We start from the raw sequence: 16,222 nt of genomic DNA, 5'->3' as shown, positions 1-16,222 counted from the left end.
ATTGTAACATGTCCTCTTTTTTCACTGTCTACCATCAGGGGATAATACCACATGAGCATGCAGCCTGGTTTTTTATCTATGTCATGACATTATGGTTGATGTACAAATCGTATAGGTGTTTTTGGACCCACGATAAATACACAATACTACAACGGAAAGTATAAGTCTATATTTTTTTCGGGAAACCCCTATACTTAAAGCTATTCTTTAGCAAAGAGGGGGAGGTTCCTAATGCTGAATCCAAGCGAAGGCACAGAGCGGGAATATCTAGAGTTTGTAGTAAAGGAGCTTCATCGGGCATCGAAGGAATTAGAGGGGAAGGTGTCTGATTCTTACAGGGATATCATTGAAGCCAAGAAGTATCTGTGGGTCAACATGGCACAATTGGATGCGGCGGAACGGGCAGCCAACCGGGTTGATATTTCCTTGTCCATTGATACGGGTGAGAAGACGGCTGCCAGGCTGCAGAAGATGCGCAAGCTACTCACGTCGCCGTATTTTGGCAGGGTGGATTTCCGATCGAATGAACCGGAAGAAGAAGGTGCCTACTATATTGGCATCCATTCCTTCACGAACTCGGAGAGTCAGGAGCATCTCATTTATGATTGGCGCTCGCCGGTAGCAAGCTTGTTTTATGATTACAATGTCGGTCCTGCGTCGTATGAAGCCCCCATGGGCAGGATGCAAGGCGAAATTACCGTCAAAAGGCAGTACAAAATCAAAGACGGTCAAATGGAATATATGATTGAGAGCTCCATGAACATCAATGACGACGTCCTGCAGAAGGAGCTCAGCAGCACGTCGGACGAGAAGATGAAGAATATTGTGGCTACCATCCAGCAGGAGCAAAATGCCATCATACGAAACGAAACCGCGAATGTGCTGATCATACAGGGGGCGGCAGGTTCAGGCAAAACCTCCGTGGCTCTGCACAGGGTAGCTTTTCTGTTGTACCGCCATAAGGAGACGTTAACTTCCAGCAACGTGCTCATTATATCTCCCCATAAAGTGTTCTCTGATTATATATCCAACGTTCTGCCAGAGCTTGGCGAAGAGAAAATCATGGAGGTTACGATGGAGGAGCTTGCTGCCAAAGAGCTGGGGGGATTATGTCAGTTTCAGACCTTCTTCGAACAGGTGAACGAAATCGTGAGCGCCGATGACGAACAGGCCATTGAACGGATCCGGTATAAGGCCAGCATGCACTTCGTACATGAGCTGGAGGCTTATATGAAATATGCCGAAGAGCATTTCTTCCTGGCTGCGGATATTCAGCTGAAAGACGTATGTATTTCGGCTTCGGAGATCAGGGACTGTTATCTTGGCACCATGATCACGCCGATCAGGCAGCGATTGGAGAAGACTGCTTCCATCCTGTCAGGCCGGGTTCGTACAGAGGATGGAGAGAGACTGACTGCGGTAGAAGCCAAAAAAGTCAAAACCTCAATCAAGAACATGTTCAAATTTCAAAATGTGCTCAGCATGTACAAGGAATTTTTCTCATCTAGGAACAAACCGGACATGTTTGTCATGAACGGAAGGAAAACGATTGAGTATGCGGACGTTTTTCCGCTGCTGTATCTCAAAATGAAGTTGGAAGGAAACACGTCATACGATATGGTGAAGCATCTGCTGGTCGATGAAATGCAGGATTATACACCGATTCAATACGTCGTGCTATCGAAATGGTTTTCGTGCAAAAAAACGATACTTGGGGACAGCAACCAGTCGGTCAACGTATATACGTCCACTTCACTGGATGATATCAAGAGCGTATTTCCGCATGCCGATACAATAGAGCTGTTAAAAAGCTATCGTTCCACGCTGGAAATTATGGGACTCGCGAAGCGAATTCATCCGGGCAGCACCATGATTCCCGTGGAACGGCATGGAGAAGAGCCGCAGGTGATCCGGTGTCGTGACGTCCGGGAGGAGCTGGCGTTCATTCAAGAGCGTAGCCGTCACTTTTTAGATTCCGGGATGCAGACGATGGGGATCATATGCAAAACGTCTTCAGAGGCCCGGCAGGTGCATGAGTCCATCAGGGGGCTTCAGGGCAGCGTGAATCTGCTCGATTTTAGCAGTGAACGCTTTGAGGAGGGAATTACGATCACCTTCGCCCATATGGCCAAGGGTCTGGAATTCGATCAGGTTATCGTTCCTTTTGCGGACGCCGAAAACTATCGTTCCGAGATGGATCGAAGCTTACTCTATATTGCTTGTACTCGTGCCATGCATAAGCTTTCGCTGACCTGTTCGGGCGAGCCGGCTCCTTGGTTGGCGGTGTGAGCGTGAGCCGAAAATCAGGATAGCACCATCCATAGGAACACCTTTTAAAAAAGTCGCGACGAATGGTTGCGGCTTTTTTCTTTGGATGATTGGATTGAAATGATATCGGCTGCTGTTACTCGGTATGTCTGAATTTGTATAAATCATATGGCCGTTCGGGAAGGAGGACTGATTTATTTCTAGAACCTATTAATATGGGAGTATCACAGCAAACGTATGGAGGGAGGAACGTAACGGGCTAATCAATCCAATAACGGGACAGGAAGTGATATGGGACATTGGACTCTCATCGAATACTTGGAGACTTTTTCAGGAAGACGTGGCCGTTTTATGTATTGTCGGTTTGCTGCCATTTGGTTGCTAACATCATCCACGTGAACTTCCCAAGGGTGCTGGGCAATTTTACGGATGAACTGAAGGATGGTTTATTGTCTGTCGACGGTATCGTGCAGTACAGCTGGACGCTGCTGGGTATCGGTGTCGGCTTTGCCGTCATCGGCGGGATCGGTCAGTTTCTGGTGATGTACACGGGGCGGTATTTCGAATTTATGAACCGCCGCCGATTGTTTGTCCATTTTACGGGGCTTAGTGAGCGATTTTATTCCAAGAATGGCGTTGGCAAGCTGCTAAGTTATTTCATGAATGATGTGACGACGGTAAGGGAAGCGATCTCCATGGGGATCAATCAGACGGCAAACTCCTCCATCCTGCTGGTCTCCACAATCGTTATGCTGCTGATCACGAACGTACCGCTGTATCTGGTAGCTGCGAGCATCGCGCCTTTGCTGCTGATTCCGGTCATTGTCGTTTGGCTCGGACCGATTATCAGGAGAAGGTCACTGCAGGTACAGGAAGCGCTGGGTGTGATGACGGAATCGGCGGAGGAGCAGTTTGGCGGAATCCGTGTCACCAAGAAGTTCGCGGTGGAAGACACGATGAAGCGGCGTTTTGGGACGACGGTGGACCGCATCCGGGACAAGCAGCTGCGGCTGGTACGCGTATCATCGCTCTTTCAATCGATCATTCCGTTTCTGGGCGCTACCTCACTCATTATCGCCCTCTTATTCGGCGGTTACCTGACCATTCTAGGACGGATTACGGTCGGAAACTTTGTCGCATTGACGCTTTACATTCGCATGCTAATGAATCCGCTGCAGCAGATCGGCAATGTCATTAATGTCGTTCAGCGCGCGAGGGCTTCGCTTGACCGATTAAACGACCTGCTTGGCAAGCAGGCCGACATTAAGGAACTGCCTGGCGCCAAGGAGCTGAATCAGGAGAACCCGGGCATTGAAGTGCGTGATTTATCCTTCTCTTACGAGGATGCAGATGGTCAAGAGGAGGGGGCCAGACAGGTTCTGCGGGGCATTCAATTGGATGTTCCGCCCGGATCGACGCTGGGCATTATTGGCAGGACGGGAAGCGGCAAGACTACGCTTATGAAGCTGCTGCTGCGTACTTTTGACCCGCCTCCGGGGAAAGTTCTGATCGGGGGCGTGGACATTCGGAAGCTTACATTAAAAAGCCTGCGCGAAGGGATCGCCTATGTTCCCCAGGACGGCTTCCTGTTCAGCTCGACCATCCGCGAGAATATTGCCTTCTATAAACGGGACACGGAGCCGGCTGTCGTCGAGGAAGCGGCGCGAAAAGCACGAGTCTACGACAACATCGTGGAGTTTCCGGACAAGTTCGAAACCCGCCTTGGGGAGCGCGGCATTACGCTGTCCGGGGGACAGCGGCAGCGGACCAGCCTTGCACGGGGAATAATCAAGGATGCACCTATCCTCATTCTGGATGACAGCGTAAGCGCCGTCGACGCGGTGACGGAGACGGAAATCATGGAGACGATTCGGGATATCCGCGCTGGGAAGACTACGATCATTATTGCCCACCGGATCAGTGCATTGAAACATGCCGATGAGATTATCGTCCTGGATCAGGGCGAGATGGTTCAGCGGGGTACGCATGAAGAACTGCTGTCGAAGGACGGACTGTACCGGACGCTGCATGACATTCAGGAAGAGGGGATGAAGCATCATGGCACAGGCCATTAACAATTGGCAGCTGGACCAGAAGGCGGATCTGAATGCCCCTCAGTCCAAGCCCAAGTATATTTCCACATTCCGTGCTTTATCGGGGTATATGAAGGAATACAAGCTGATTTTTGCCGGGTTTATCGGCTGCACCTTGATTGCCATCTCGGCAGAGCTGCTTCAGCCGTATCTGATGAAAATCGCAATCGATGATAATCTGATGGTCGGCAAGAACGATTTTCGGGGCCTGATGCTCATATGCGCTATCTATTTTTTGTTATCGTTGCTCAGTATGGTGTTTACCTATTTGCAAAATAATTTGCTGCAAAAAGCGGGGCAGAGCATTGTAGCGAGCATTCGCAAACGGCTGTTTGCCCATATATCCAAACTGTCGATGTCTTATTTCGATAAAGTGTCGAGCGGCAGCTTGATTACGCATGTGTCCAGTGATACCGAAGCGATCAATCAATTTTTTAACCAGGTGCTGCTCAGCCTGTTCCGCGACGGCTTCACCTTGATCTTCATTCTGGTCTTGATGTTCCAGCTGGATGTCACGCTGACCTTATACTGCTTGATCCTGCTGCCGATCATTGCAGGGATTGCCATTGCGTTCCGGCGTTATATGCGTCACACCTATCAGATGGCCAGAACGCGGTTATCCCGGCTGGTGGCCTTTGTGGCCGAGAATCTATCGGGCATGAATCTGATCCAAGTGTTCCATCAGCAGAAGGAGCAGGAGAAGCAGTTCGAGGAACGGAACGACTCTTACTTCAAAGCGAACATTCGGGAGATCCGGACGAATGTGCTGTTTAACCGCTCCTACGAAATATTGAACAACTTGGCGATTGCGTTCGTGACGTGGCTCGGCGGACAAGCAGTCTTGGGAACGACGCTGGAGTTCGGCGTGCTGTATGCCTTCATAACGTATATTCGTTTATTCTTTCAGCCGATCAACACGATCACCCAGCAGTGGAATACGCTGCAATCGGCAACGGTGGCGATTAACCGGATATGGGGTCTCCTGGCGATTCAGCCTGAGGTTACCGATCAACGCAAGCCGGCAGGCATTGAGAAAGCAAGAGTCAAGGGACGCGTTGACTTTGACCGGATCACGTTCGGTTATGAAGGCGGGGCGCCGGTTATTCAGGACCTGGATCTCCATATCAGCCCTGGAGAGATGATCGGGATTGTCGGTACCACCGGCGCGGGAAAAAGCTCGCTTATCAGTCTCCTGTGCCGTTTCTATGATGTAAATGAAGGAAGCATTCGAATTGATGGAATCGACATCAGGGAGCTGGCACAGTCTGATCTGCACCGGCTGGTAGGCCTTGTTCAGCAGGAGCCGTTTCTCTACTCCGGGACGGTGCTGGACAATGTACGGCTGTTCGACGAGACCATCTCGAGGGAACGGGTGATCGAGGCTTGCCGCTTTATCGGTGCGGATTCGATCATCATGAGGATGAGGGAAGGCTATGATACCCGGTTGTCGGAGCGGGGCAGCGGGTTGTCCGCTGGTGAACGGCAGCTGATCTCCTTCGCCCGAATTATTGTGTTCCAGCCCAAGATTCTCATTCTAGACGAAGCGACAGCTAATCTGGATTCGCATACGGAGCAGCTGATCCAGAACGCCCTGCAGCTCGTGGCCGAGGGGCGAACGACTCTTGTCATTGCCCATCGCCTATCTACGATCATGGGGGCGGACCGGATTTTGGTCATGAGCAAAGGCCGGATCGTGGAGCAAGGCACGCATCAGGAACTGCTGGATTCCCATGGGTATTATGAAGAGCTGTATCTTCACTCCCAAGGACAGAAGCAGGAGCATGAGACTGCCGGTTCATTGTATCGTACAAAATAGCCGCATTAATTTCTTGCCGGAGGACAGAGCTATCATTAGCTCTGTCCTCTTTTTGATTGAGCGGCCGGTTATAGAAGCAGTAAGCAGTTATAGGGCACTTGTCAACAAGTCAATGAAGTTCAGAGCCGTTCTGGAGACGTGATGATCCCTCAGCCAGATTAAGGCTGTGGAAGCCGCTGCCGGAGTGTCCTTGATTTTGAAGGCATGAACAGATGTTGGCAGGTGCTGCTTGACCAGCGTTTCGGGAACGATCGCCACGCCAAAACCTGAAGCGACCAAGCGCAGCAGCAGCGAAATGTCGGAGCATTCGGCTGCAATGTTCGGCTGGAGTTTCTGTTCCGAGAAAGCCATCTGGATCGTATAATATACGCCCAATCCTTCCGTGCTCGGCAGAATGAGCGGATACTGCGCAATATGAGAGAGGGTTATCTCCTGTTCCATAGATGCCTCAGAGGTGAGCATATAAAAGGGCTCCGTCTGCAGATGAAGGATCGAGAAATCATCCAATTCAAGCGGCAGGCGGACGATCGCTAGTTCGAGCGACCGGTTTCTTACGAGCTCACAGAGCTGATACGACTCGTTCTGCTGAATTTTATACGAAACTTGGGGATATCTTGCCTTGAACTCATGCAGCCATGACGGCAGCTCTACCGAAGATAATGTATTGATGCCAAGACTCAGCGTGCCCTTATCGCCGTTTCCGACCTCTATAACCTCGGCTTTGGCCTCTTCCATGAGCTGTGTCATCTGGAGCGCATATTTATACAGCGCTTTACCCGATTCAGTGATTTCAAGCCGCTTTCCTCGGCGATATACCAAGACGGACCCGAGCTCTTCCTCCATCGCTTTCAGCTGCTGACTGAGGGGCGGCTGGGATATATGAAGCCGGTTGGCGGCAAGCGAGATCGTACCCTCCTCCACGATGGCAATAAAATACCGGAGCTGTCTGATGTCCATAGGTTGAAACCATCCTCCTTGTATATGAAAAACCTTAGTGAATTCAATTTTATAAGTATTTTTCATATGGTTCTGTCTCATGTTAGCATACCAATATACACGATAGAAAGAGGAGGGAGCATCGAGTGCTGCGTTTATCAGCGATTCTATTGATCCTTTTCCTGTCGGCCTGTCAATCCAATCCGGAGAAAGAAGAGGTGCAGAATATGAATCGTGAACTCATTGAATTTGCCGAGCAAGGCAATACGGAGCAAGTACGACAGCTTCTTCAATCCGGCGCAGACATCAATGCGACGGATGAGCAGGGAAGAACAGCCGTGATGGCTGCGACCTATCACAATCATGTCGGAACGGTTGAGGCCTTGATCCAGGCAGGCGCTGATATCAATATTCGGGATCACCAACGGAATAACGTATTTTTGTATGCCGGTGCAGAAGGAATGATGGAAATTTTGCGGCTCGCGATCGAAGCCGATGCCGATGTGACGTTGACGAACCGTTATGGCGGGACGGCTCTCATTCCGGCCTCCGACCGCGGACATGTAGAGATTGTTCAAGAGCTGCTGACTCGGACCGACGTCGATGTGAACCATATAAATCATTTGAACTGGACCGCACTGCTGGAGGCTGTCATTCTCGGTGACGGCAGTGAGAAATATCAGCACATCGTTAAGCTGCTGCTGGATCATGGGGCGGATGCCCGGATTCCCGACGGGAATGGCGTAACTCCCCTGCAGCATGCCAGGGAGCGGGGATATCAAGAGATCGAGCGCATCTTATTGGACGCTGTAAACGAAGGGCAAGGCAAATAGAGGCAGGTATAAGCGAGAAGGGGATGAACGCTATGAACGAACAGAGCACTGCATATTGGCTGCTGAATGTCCGTCTGGAAACAGGTTACCGCTACGAGGATGATGTCGTGATCGGAACCGAAACGGGACTCTTTCATGTAAAAATAGAAAATGGGGCTTTCTCAGAGATCCGACCTGCGGAGGCTTTGCCTGATACGTTACTGCCGACACGGGATATGCAGGGGGATCTGATGCTCCCATCATTTAGAGATATGCATATCCACCTGGACAAAACCTATTATGGAGGCCCATGGAAGGCACCGAGCCGTCCGGCTCACGGAATCTTCAGCCGAATCGAGGAGGAAGAGAGGCTGCTTCCGGAGCTGCTGCCTACTGCCAAGGAAAGAGCGGAGGGACTGCTGGATCTGCTCCTGCGCTACGGGTCTACCCATATCCGCTCCCATTGCAATGTGGATCCTGTTGTCGGCTTGAGAAATTTAGAGGCCACCTTGCAGGCGGTTGAAGGATACAGGGAAAAAGCTTTTGTCGAGATTGTAGCATTTCCACAGCATGGCTTGCTTCGCAGCCAGTCCGTCTCTTTGGTCAGGGATGCGCTCCGGAACGGAGCAGCGCTTGTTGGTGGTTTGGATCCCACAACAGTGGATGAAAATATGGAAAAATCACTGAACACCGTGATGGAGCTGGCCGTTGAAGCCAACGCCGGCATTGACCTGCACCTGCATGAGTCGTCGCATGTAGGGCTGAATACCTTTAAGCGCGTAGCTGACCTTACGGAAGAGGCGGGTTGGAACGGGAGGGTTACGCTCAGCCATGCGCTGGCTTTCGCGGACGTCTCACCAAGCGAAGTGGATGAGGTGGCGATTCGGTTGGCGGATCTGGGCATTTCGGTCACCTCTTCCGTACCGCTTGGCCGAACCATTCCGATTCCGCAGCTGCACCGCCGCGGCGTAGACATCTCGCTTGGGCAAGACAGCATTATGGACCATTGGTCCCCGTTCGGCAAAGGGGATAATCTGGACAAAACGGGCACGCTGGCCGAACGCTTCCATATGTACGATGAGCGTTCGCTCGGACAGGCTCTCGGGTTTATTACGGGAGGGGTGACGCCGTTGGATCAGGACGGCCGCTATGCCTGGCCCAACGTCGGGGATGCGGCGGACGCGGTGATCGTAAAAGCCAGCTGCTCGGCCGAAGCCGTTGCCAGGCGGTCACGCCGCCGGGCCGTCCTGTTCAAGGGAAAACCGGTTTACGAATCATGATAAAAAAGCAGCCGCTGCTTGCCGGAGTTTTCCGGCGTGCAGCGGCTGTTGTTCGTTCATGGGCTTTGGGTTGTTATTCCCTGAAGTAGGGGGAATCCGCAATGATTTCCCTCCAGGGAATATAAGTCGCCTCGACCGCGGATTTACCGCTCTGTCTTAAATAATCGGTTACGATCCGGTAGCCGATGGAATACCCCGCATAGGGTGGAATGCCCATTTTCGTAAAGCCGTAAAGATCCCCTTCCAAATCCCCGAACATGTAACCTCGTATCTCATTGAACCCGGTTACCTGCAGCGCTTCCCGATAACGCGGCAGAAGCTCGCTGTGCTGATCTTCATTCAGGGCATGAACCCAGGGTCCCAAGAGATCCTCTCCGTACATTTCGGCGGCAAAAGCTTCAGCGAGTCCTTCCAGCACTAGGTATTGAGCGACCGTTGTCTCGGCACTCCATGGCTCATAAGAGAGCCTCACGTTATGATGGAATTCATGTGCCGTAATGGCTGCGAGCCTCGGCAGATTATAATCGTTCGGCCACACAACCACCATGATTTGTCCCGGTGTTCCCCCTGAACCTGTATATCCGGGATGCGGGCCGAACCGCTCAGGATCACCCAGCGCCAGAGTGAAGAGCAAATCTCCCAGCTCAATGCCGTGAGCTTGCGGCTTTAATGCGGCATATGCCTTCATCACGGCTTCCTTGCATCGGCTCCAGGAACTCGCTTGTTCCAAACGAGACAAAGCCTGGAGCGCCTCCTCCGGATGATCGGCCGAGCGAAATAATCCCAGCAGCTGCGTCATATCGTAATCGTCCTGTCCTTGAGGCATACGCTTGCGTATCGTGTCCATAAACGGCTGAAGCGGCTGATTCACAAGCTGCTCATATGCGGCGATCCGCAGCTCAGGCTCAGATTCCAGCGCTTGCTGTTGATGGGTTAGTGTATCGATGGCGATCAATTGCATACTGATATCCTCCTCTTATCGAAGCAATAGCTGCTTCGTATAATGTTGAGGATAATCCTTTACGCTGCGTGAAGGTCAAGTCTCTATTATGAATAAATACTTTTGACAACGAACCGGTCTCCTGCCCTGTTCGGATCGGAGGGAATGGAGGTAACTTTTAAATTCTGGAGCATGATGCCCCCGTTATCAGCAGTCAGCTTTGGACTTTTCCCATTGACCCGGCAGCAGGAGAAGACGACAGGAGATAATCGTGCCATTGTTGCAAGAGCCCCATTGACCTGTGGCGCTTCAACGATCCATTCCGCCGAGGTCTGCGGACCATCGTATCGTTGTAATGTTCGAAATGTCCAGTTCCGGGTTTCGTTTCGAAGGCAGATTAACCAGTTCGAACCGCTGCGCTTGCTGATGCTGGCATGCATCCGGTCACCCGGCTGAATCGGCAGCGGAATGATCGTAACCGAGGCCGGGAGGATCTCCCACCATGCATAATAGTAAGCCTTGCCGTCTATGAATTCATGACCTGTTCCGGTCTGTATCAGATTGCTGTTGCCGAAGCCGTCAATTCCAATCCATGCTGACGAATAGGTCGCCGCACGGCTTGGACGAACAAACGGCACATTCCATTTGGCGGAGATCTGTTTGTAAGCACCTTTTTTTCCTTTGAGGCTGTATCCGCTCCAATTGCTTGAAATCCATCCGATGTTACGACGCGGCTTGGCTGAAGTGTCAAGTTGGCAAGTGTGATTCCACTTATCTATCGTGAGAATCCCCATATCTCCACCGCCTTTACTAGATTGATAGTATATCTAATGAAGAATTGGTAGAGTTGGCATGGGTTTTCTGTTAGAAAGTTTGTTTAGATCTTGGTGTACCGATGAAGAGAGCTAGAGGAGTCCGGCAATTTCATGGGGCTCGAAATCGTATTTGTTGCCGCAAATATGGCAGACAAGTTCAATCGGTTCTGCTTTCATAACAGCGTACTTCAAATCTTTCTTTTCTAGTGAATGAAGTATGGGGTATAACACTTCTTTTGAACAGCCACAGAAATGTTGAATCGGGATGCTCCCGACAATCTCTATGTCTTTGAAAATCTTGCCGGGTATCTCCATGAGACTGTTGGATTTATCCGCCAAAATGTACTGATGCATTCTGACCTCCTTTTTTATCTGCTGAATCCGATGCGGGGGGCAGCCGGGAAGAAGTTGAACCATGATACCTCTACTTAAATCAATTTCATCGTTTTCATTAAATTGGATATAACTGTAGAAATCGGTGGATGTTTGTTCGCTTTGTTGATAGTAATGTGACAAGTCATCTATGATGTTACGATAAGGCATATCCGTAATTCCGGTGAACAAGCTGTTCATGCCTAAGTCCTTCGTAATATGAATGCTGCCCTTATCACCGACTATTTTTTTAAGATGTCCATGATTCAGCTGATCCAGGGTTATGTGTACCAGTTCATCACTGAGGTATCCCCGCACATTCCCCATGCTGTCTACATCAGCAAAGATTTTATGACACGCATTACTAAACTTGATTTTTAAGCTTAATCTTTGATTGTCTTTTAATGTTCCTATAATCAGACAAGCGGAGGTTATGGTTTGTCCCCATGCTGTTTTGAGTAGTTTGTGCATTGACGGGGGATGGCACATATCGTTAAGAAGTTCTGTATTCTCCACAAACAAAATGCGCACTTGATGATTGTAAGCTAAAGATTGTAGTACGAAGTTTCCATTCTGCATTTTATCCTATAGTCCTTTCTGATGGTATTTACTGTTGAAAATGTACTTGGATCGTATTATTTGCAGTATAATTCCTGACGTAGCGTCAGGTGCAAGGGGGAACAAAGCTTCTTATATTATGATTGAGTCGAGTCGTACAACTATTCTTGGGAGGGGATCTTATCCGTAAGCGAAATTGGAAAGTCGGTGAACTTGCGAAGCGTACAGGGATAACCGTTCGAACGCTGCACCATTATGATCAAATCGGGCTATTTTCCCCCTCGGAAAATACGGAAGCGGGTCACCGTCTCTATACCGAAGCCGACGTAGCTAAACTGCATCAAATCATGACCTTGAAGCAGTTAGGATTCTCATTGGAGGATATCAAATTAACCCTGAGTGAATCGGGGCATTCTCTTAGAGATATGATGGATATTCAGCTCGCTCAATTGAACGATCAAATCGAAATTTTGACGGAGCTGCGTAGTCGAATCGAGGGAATCGATAAGTTGTTCCTATCTGGAGAACACGTGTCTAGTGAGCGTTTAATGATGGCGATTCTGTTGATGAGGATGACGGAGAGTAGGCATTTTAAAGCACCGCAATCCGAAGAGATGAAGAAATGGTTCAGCTTGATGAAAGAAAACGAACTGGAGGAATTGCAGGCTGAAGGGGCTCGGCTTCTTTCCGAATTTCGAAGGTTATATGAGAAGGGCATGGCACCTCATGAGGACGAGGTGAGGGCATTGGCGAAGATATGGATAGAAATGATGTCGTCATGGGTTCATATAAATGAAGAGTTTATTCATTCAGCAGAGCAGTACTATGCGGAGTATCCGGATGATGCACTATCCTATGGGATGGACGGGGAATTGTACAGTTTTATCAAACAAGCGGTGGACATTATAACAACGGATGCATGAGTTTCGCTTGACGGAACGAAGGTGGAAGTGGGTTCATTCAGTTACCTCCAATCGGCCGTGGAAGAGAACGATGATGTTGCCGTGAACATTCATGATGAAGCGACAGGCGCAAGTTTTGAATCGGCATTTAATAACATGTGGAACGATGGGGAGGCATTCAAGGTTTATGGATTATAGCCGCCCCATTCCCGTGATCCCTCTTAAGGGAGATGCCGTAAGGCAAAAACAAACAGGATCATCGCCCCTAAGGAAGTGATGGTTCGCACATGATTCCAGGGCACCCAGCGTCTCAGGTAGTTATTCCATACCTCACCTCCGGCACTGCTTCCTGGGTCAACAGCGGCCAGTGCGTCATTGAGCGGGACGTTGAACGCCATCGTTATGATGAATCCCGCTAAATAGAGCAGGCTGGCGGCAAGCAAATACAACGAGCCGGGTTCCCCCCAGCGCATGATGGATAATACCGCAAGCACGATACTGGTTAACGCAGTGCCTGTAAACAATGTGCCGAACAAAGGATTGAGAATGGTTGCATTGATGGACTGCATGGCATGGATCCCCTGTTCATTGGGAATTCGGGCTAGCGCTGTCATTATAAAAGACGAGAAAGCGAAGAACAGCCCGGCTATGAGTCCCGATCCGGTTACCGAGAATACAGCCAGCAAAAAAATTAAGCGGTCACTCATGGATAGTAAACCTCCAATGTCATAGTTTCTGGTATGGTTCCAGTATATTCATTTAATTGTTTGTACATACAAATATAATTGGATTTCCAGCAAAAGTAAAGACCTAAATATGCAGAACATTATAATCAATCAATAGACTCTGAATGATCTATTAATATTTTCTATTTCTGGTAATTAGTTCATTACGCCGCGCGTTATGAGAAAAAAGTTCAGAATATCCCCACAATTTTCAAAATAGAGTTATATATACGCTCTCGTAAGCGTATACAGAATTTGGATAATATATCAAATGTGCTGCAGCCAAAAGGAGGGAGTAGTATGAAGTCAGGCAAGAGGGGTTTTTGGCTAGTAACGACGGCTTTATTAAGCGTTTCTTTGTTATTCGGTTGTACCGGGGGTAAGGGAGCGCCGGCCGATACCGGCGATCCGGAGCCGGGAAAGGATGGAGAGACGGCCAAGAAAATCATTACTGTAACGTTTCGGGATGACGGGATCGGTGAGAACGGAGCGTTCTATAAATGGCTCAAGGAAGTTTCGGCCAGCTACCCTGACAAAAGCGTAGAGATTAAGCCGACACCGATTCAGGCCTCGGAAGGCGATTATTTTGCCAAGGTGGCCTTGGCGCTCAAGTCAAAAGATACGGCGCCGGATATCGTGACAGAGGATACCTTTATCCTGAATTCTGATGCAAGCGCAGGTTATCTCGAACCGCTTGACGATAAATTGGCCGGATGGGAAGACTGGGGCAACGGTTCCTTCATCGAAGCGATGAAGAAGGGGGTTACTGCCAGCGATGGCAAGGTTTATGGCGTACCGTACAATACGGATTCCAGGGGCCTCTGGTACAACAAGGACATATTCAAACAGGCAGGTCTTCCGGAGGATTGGCAGCCTAAGAACTGGGAGGAGGTCTTAAGCGCTGCGCGTACGATCAAGGAGAAGGCGCCTGACGTTGTGCCGATCTGGATGAACATGGGCAAGGCTACAGGCGAAGCTACCTCCATGCAAACCTATGAAATGCTGCTCTACGGAACTGGAGAAAGGCTGTATGACGATGCCAGCGGCAAATGGATTACAAAAAGCCAGGGTATTCTGGATGCGCTGACTTTTGTGGAGACGGTCAATAAAGAGAAGCTCGGACCACCGCTCTCCAAAGTATTGAACGGTCAGGCAGGCAACACGGCTTCCCGCGAATACCTGCCGCAAGGCAAGCTGGCGATTTCACTGGATGGATCCTGGATCACGGGCAACTATATGGAATCAGGCGCAGCACCATGGCCTGAATACAAAGATGTGCTCGGCTTCGCGCCAATGCCGACCAGCCAAGGGCAGGACCCGGGATCGATTACGCTAGCCGGTGGGTGGGCGCTGTCGATTCCAAGCAACTCCAAGAACAAAGACGAGGCTTGGGAATTTATCAAGTATGCGCTAAACAAGGAAAATACGCAGAAGCTTGTCATGTCCTCAGGGAATATCACGGTCCGTGCCGATGTTGCCAAGGATCCGGAATATACGAAAATGCCGTTTAACGAAATCGCGACCGAATACCTGCAGAACGCAGAGTTCAGACCGGCCCAGGAGAAGTATCCGGAAGTGTCGACGCAGATTCAGACCATGGTGGAATCCGTAGCAACCGGAACATCGCCTGCAGATGCCATGAATAAATATGCGCAGGACGTCACCCGCATTGTCGGAGCGGATCATATCTTGGAGAAATAATCGGCTATACGTACAGAACCGGCTTGCTCAAGCGCTCCATGTATCGCGGAGGCTTGGGCAAGCGGTGTTTCAGATCATCTGCACGAAAAGGAGAACGAACCATGAGCAGTCTGTCCGTAGACGTTTACCCGAAACGAAGAAAAACGTATACCTGGCTCTTTTTTTTGCTTCCTTCAATCGCGATTATGCTCGTGTTTTTTATATATCCCATTCTGTTAACGTTCTTCTATTCCTTTACCAACCTGGCGTTAACCGGCGAAGCGGCGAGGGAGCTTAAGTTTATCGGCCTTGACAACTATACCCGGATGTTCCAGGACCCCACGGTTCGGATCAGTATATGGAACACGCTGGTTTTCCTCATCGGCTCGGCTGTGATCGGGCAGCAGGTGCTGGGATTTCTGATCGCGCTGCTGATGAAGCAGAGAAACAAAACGTTTCGGCGAGTGATTGGAACGATTGTGCTGGCAGGATGGGTGACGCCCGAGATTGTATGTGCTCTTTGCCTGTACAGTTTCTTCGGGGATGAAGGCACGCTGAATGCGATCATCACTTTTTTTGGATTTTCGGAAGTGACCTGGCTGTTTACCGTCCCGATGCTGACCATCATTCTTGCGAACATTTGGCACGGCACCGCCTTCTCGATGCTGGTATTTCAAGCAGCGCTGGATGATGTGCCTAACGAAATAGAGGAAGCGGCGGTGGTGGATGGAGCCTCCAAGTGGAAAATCTTCACGCGTATCATTATCCCTTACATTAAAAGCACCATCACAACCAACATGATGCTGGTTACGCTGCAGACGCTTGGGGTGTTCGGACTCATCTATGCGATGACCGGGGGCGGTCCGGGCAATTCGACGACGACCCTGCCGATCTTCATGTACAATCAGGCATTTGTGAACTATCAATTAGGCTATGGAACCGCCATTTCGCTGCTGCTGCTGCTGATCGGGATTGTGTTAAGCCTGCTGTATATCAGGTCGATGAAAGAGTAACCAGAGGTGAGA

Annotated in this window: 14 protein-coding genes; 9 read left to right on the top strand and 5 right to left on the bottom strand. The window is 49.9% G+C overall.

What is annotated here, in order from left to right; translation table 11 throughout:
• The first annotated feature begins 231 nt into the window (after window positions 1-231).
• From M4D81_RS11750 to M4D81_RS11740, 3 genes are all read left to right on the top strand, one after another.
• Complete coding sequence (locus tag M4D81_RS11750) at window positions 232-2,289, top strand: HelD family protein (protein WP_260066381.1); 2,058 nt, start codon at window positions 232-234, stop codon at window positions 2,287-2,289.
• 278 nt (window positions 2,290-2,567) lie between these two features.
• On the top strand, window positions 2,568-4,343 hold the full coding sequence (locus M4D81_RS11745) for an ABC transporter ATP-binding protein (protein ID WP_113060624.1): 1,776 nt from the start codon (window positions 2,568-2,570) through the stop codon (window positions 4,341-4,343).
• Window positions 4,327-6,177, top strand: a complete 1,851-nt coding sequence (locus M4D81_RS11740; protein ID WP_260066380.1) for an ABC transporter ATP-binding protein — start codon at window positions 4,327-4,329, stop codon at window positions 6,175-6,177. The genes M4D81_RS11745 and M4D81_RS11740 overlap by 17 nt, the downstream gene beginning before the upstream one ends.
• A gap of 87 nt (window positions 6,178-6,264) precedes the next feature.
• Here the strand turns inward: M4D81_RS11740 and M4D81_RS11735 are convergent, their stop codons facing one another.
• Window positions 6,265-7,134, bottom strand: a complete 870-nt coding sequence (locus M4D81_RS11735; RefSeq protein ID WP_260066379.1) for a LysR family transcriptional regulator — start codon at window positions 7,132-7,134, stop codon at window positions 6,265-6,267.
• Between the two features lie 125 nt (window positions 7,135-7,259).
• Here M4D81_RS11735 and M4D81_RS11730 point away from each other — a divergent pair, with 125 nt between their 5' ends.
• Together M4D81_RS11730 and M4D81_RS11725 are read left to right on the top strand one after the other, a co-directional pair.
• The gene (locus tag M4D81_RS11730) at window positions 7,260-7,946 is read left to right on the top strand and encodes an ankyrin repeat domain-containing protein (RefSeq protein WP_397376672.1); all 687 of its coding nucleotides are present in this window, start codon (window positions 7,260-7,262) and stop codon (window positions 7,944-7,946) included.
• A gap of 32 nt (window positions 7,947-7,978) precedes the next feature.
• Window positions 7,979-9,205, top strand: coding sequence for an amidohydrolase (locus tag M4D81_RS11725; protein WP_260066378.1), 1,227 nt, complete (start codon window positions 7,979-7,981; stop codon window positions 9,203-9,205).
• A 73-nt stretch (window positions 9,206-9,278) separates the two neighbouring features.
• Here M4D81_RS11725 and M4D81_RS11720 read toward each other — a convergent pair whose 3' ends face one another.
• The 3 genes from M4D81_RS11720 to M4D81_RS11710 all read right to left on the bottom strand — a co-directional run bounded on the left by M4D81_RS11720 (window position 9,279) and on the right by M4D81_RS11710 (window position 11,911).
• On the bottom strand, window positions 9,279-10,166 hold the full coding sequence (locus M4D81_RS11720) for a DUF2268 domain-containing putative Zn-dependent protease (protein WP_260066377.1): 888 nt from the start codon (window positions 10,164-10,166) through the stop codon (window positions 9,279-9,281).
• Window positions 10,167-10,252: 86 nt separating this feature from the next.
• Window positions 10,253-10,939, bottom strand: coding sequence for a G1 family glutamic endopeptidase (locus M4D81_RS11715; protein ID WP_260066376.1), 687 nt, complete (start codon window positions 10,937-10,939; stop codon window positions 10,253-10,255).
• 111 nt (window positions 10,940-11,050) lie between these two features.
• On the bottom strand, window positions 11,051-11,911 hold the full coding sequence (locus M4D81_RS11710) for an Hsp33 family molecular chaperone HslO (RefSeq protein ID WP_260066375.1): 861 nt from the start codon (window positions 11,909-11,911) through the stop codon (window positions 11,051-11,053).
• Between the two features lie 146 nt (window positions 11,912-12,057).
• Here M4D81_RS11710 and M4D81_RS11705 point away from each other — a divergent pair, with 146 nt between their 5' ends.
• Both M4D81_RS11705 and M4D81_RS11700 read left to right on the top strand, forming a co-directional pair.
• Window positions 12,058-12,813, top strand: a complete 756-nt coding sequence (locus tag M4D81_RS11705; protein WP_260066374.1) for a MerR family transcriptional regulator — start codon at window positions 12,058-12,060, stop codon at window positions 12,811-12,813.
• Window positions 12,814-12,840: 27 nt separating this feature from the next.
• On the top strand, window positions 12,841-12,990 hold the full coding sequence (locus tag M4D81_RS11700) for a hypothetical protein (RefSeq protein WP_260066373.1): 150 nt from the start codon (window positions 12,841-12,843) through the stop codon (window positions 12,988-12,990).
• Window positions 12,991-13,013: 23 nt separating this feature from the next.
• Here the strand turns inward: M4D81_RS11700 and M4D81_RS11695 are convergent, their stop codons facing one another.
• Window positions 13,014-13,499 (bottom strand): anthrone oxygenase family protein, encoded by a 486-nt coding sequence (locus M4D81_RS11695; RefSeq protein WP_071223249.1) that lies wholly within the window; start codon window positions 13,497-13,499, stop codon window positions 13,014-13,016.
• Window positions 13,500-13,817: 318 nt separating this feature from the next.
• Here M4D81_RS11695 and M4D81_RS11690 point away from each other — a divergent pair, with 318 nt between their 5' ends.
• Window positions 13,818-15,218 (top strand): ABC transporter substrate-binding protein, encoded by a 1,401-nt coding sequence (locus tag M4D81_RS11690; RefSeq protein ID WP_071223248.1) that lies wholly within the window; start codon window positions 13,818-13,820, stop codon window positions 15,216-15,218.
• Between the two features lie 101 nt (window positions 15,219-15,319).
• Complete coding sequence (locus M4D81_RS11685; protein ID WP_009591023.1) at window positions 15,320-16,210, top strand: carbohydrate ABC transporter permease; 891 nt, start codon at window positions 15,320-15,322, stop codon at window positions 16,208-16,210.
• The last annotated feature ends 12 nt before the right edge of the window (window positions 16,211-16,222 follow it).

The sequence above is a fragment of the Paenibacillus sp. p3-SID867 genome, assembly GCF_025142895.1.
GTDB lineage: Bacteria > Bacillota > Bacilli > Paenibacillales > Paenibacillaceae > Paenibacillus_AQ.
This window is presented reverse-complemented; position numbering and strand designations above follow the sequence as displayed.

Coding starts and splice junctions, on each gene's coding strand:
- M4D81_RS11750 (WP_260066381.1), top strand. CDS start 232: ATGCTGAATCCAAGCGAAGGCACAGAGCGGGAATATCTAGAGTTTGTA.
- M4D81_RS11725 (WP_260066378.1), top strand. CDS start 7,979: ATGAACGAACAGAGCACTGCATATTGGCTGCTGAATGTCCGTCTGGAA.
- M4D81_RS11695 (WP_071223249.1), bottom strand. CDS start 13,499: ATGAGTGACCGCTTAATTTTTTTGCTGGCTGTATTCTCGGTAACCGGA.
- M4D81_RS11740 (WP_260066380.1), top strand. CDS start 4,327: ATGGCACAGGCCATTAACAATTGGCAGCTGGACCAGAAGGCGGATCTG.
- M4D81_RS11735 (WP_260066379.1), bottom strand. CDS start 7,134: ATGGACATCAGACAGCTCCGGTATTTTATTGCCATCGTGGAGGAGGGT.
- M4D81_RS11715 (WP_260066376.1), bottom strand. CDS start 10,939: ATGGGGATTCTCACGATAGATAAGTGGAATCACACTTGCCAACTTGAC.
- M4D81_RS11720 (WP_260066377.1), bottom strand. CDS start 10,166: ATGCAATTGATCGCCATCGATACACTAACCCATCAACAGCAAGCGCTG.
- M4D81_RS11710 (WP_260066375.1), bottom strand. CDS start 11,911: ATGCAGAATGGAAACTTCGTACTACAATCTTTAGCTTACAATCATCAA.
- M4D81_RS11690 (WP_071223248.1), top strand. CDS start 13,818: ATGAAGTCAGGCAAGAGGGGTTTTTGGCTAGTAACGACGGCTTTATTA.
- M4D81_RS11685 (WP_009591023.1), top strand. CDS start 15,320: ATGAGCAGTCTGTCCGTAGACGTTTACCCGAAACGAAGAAAAACGTAT.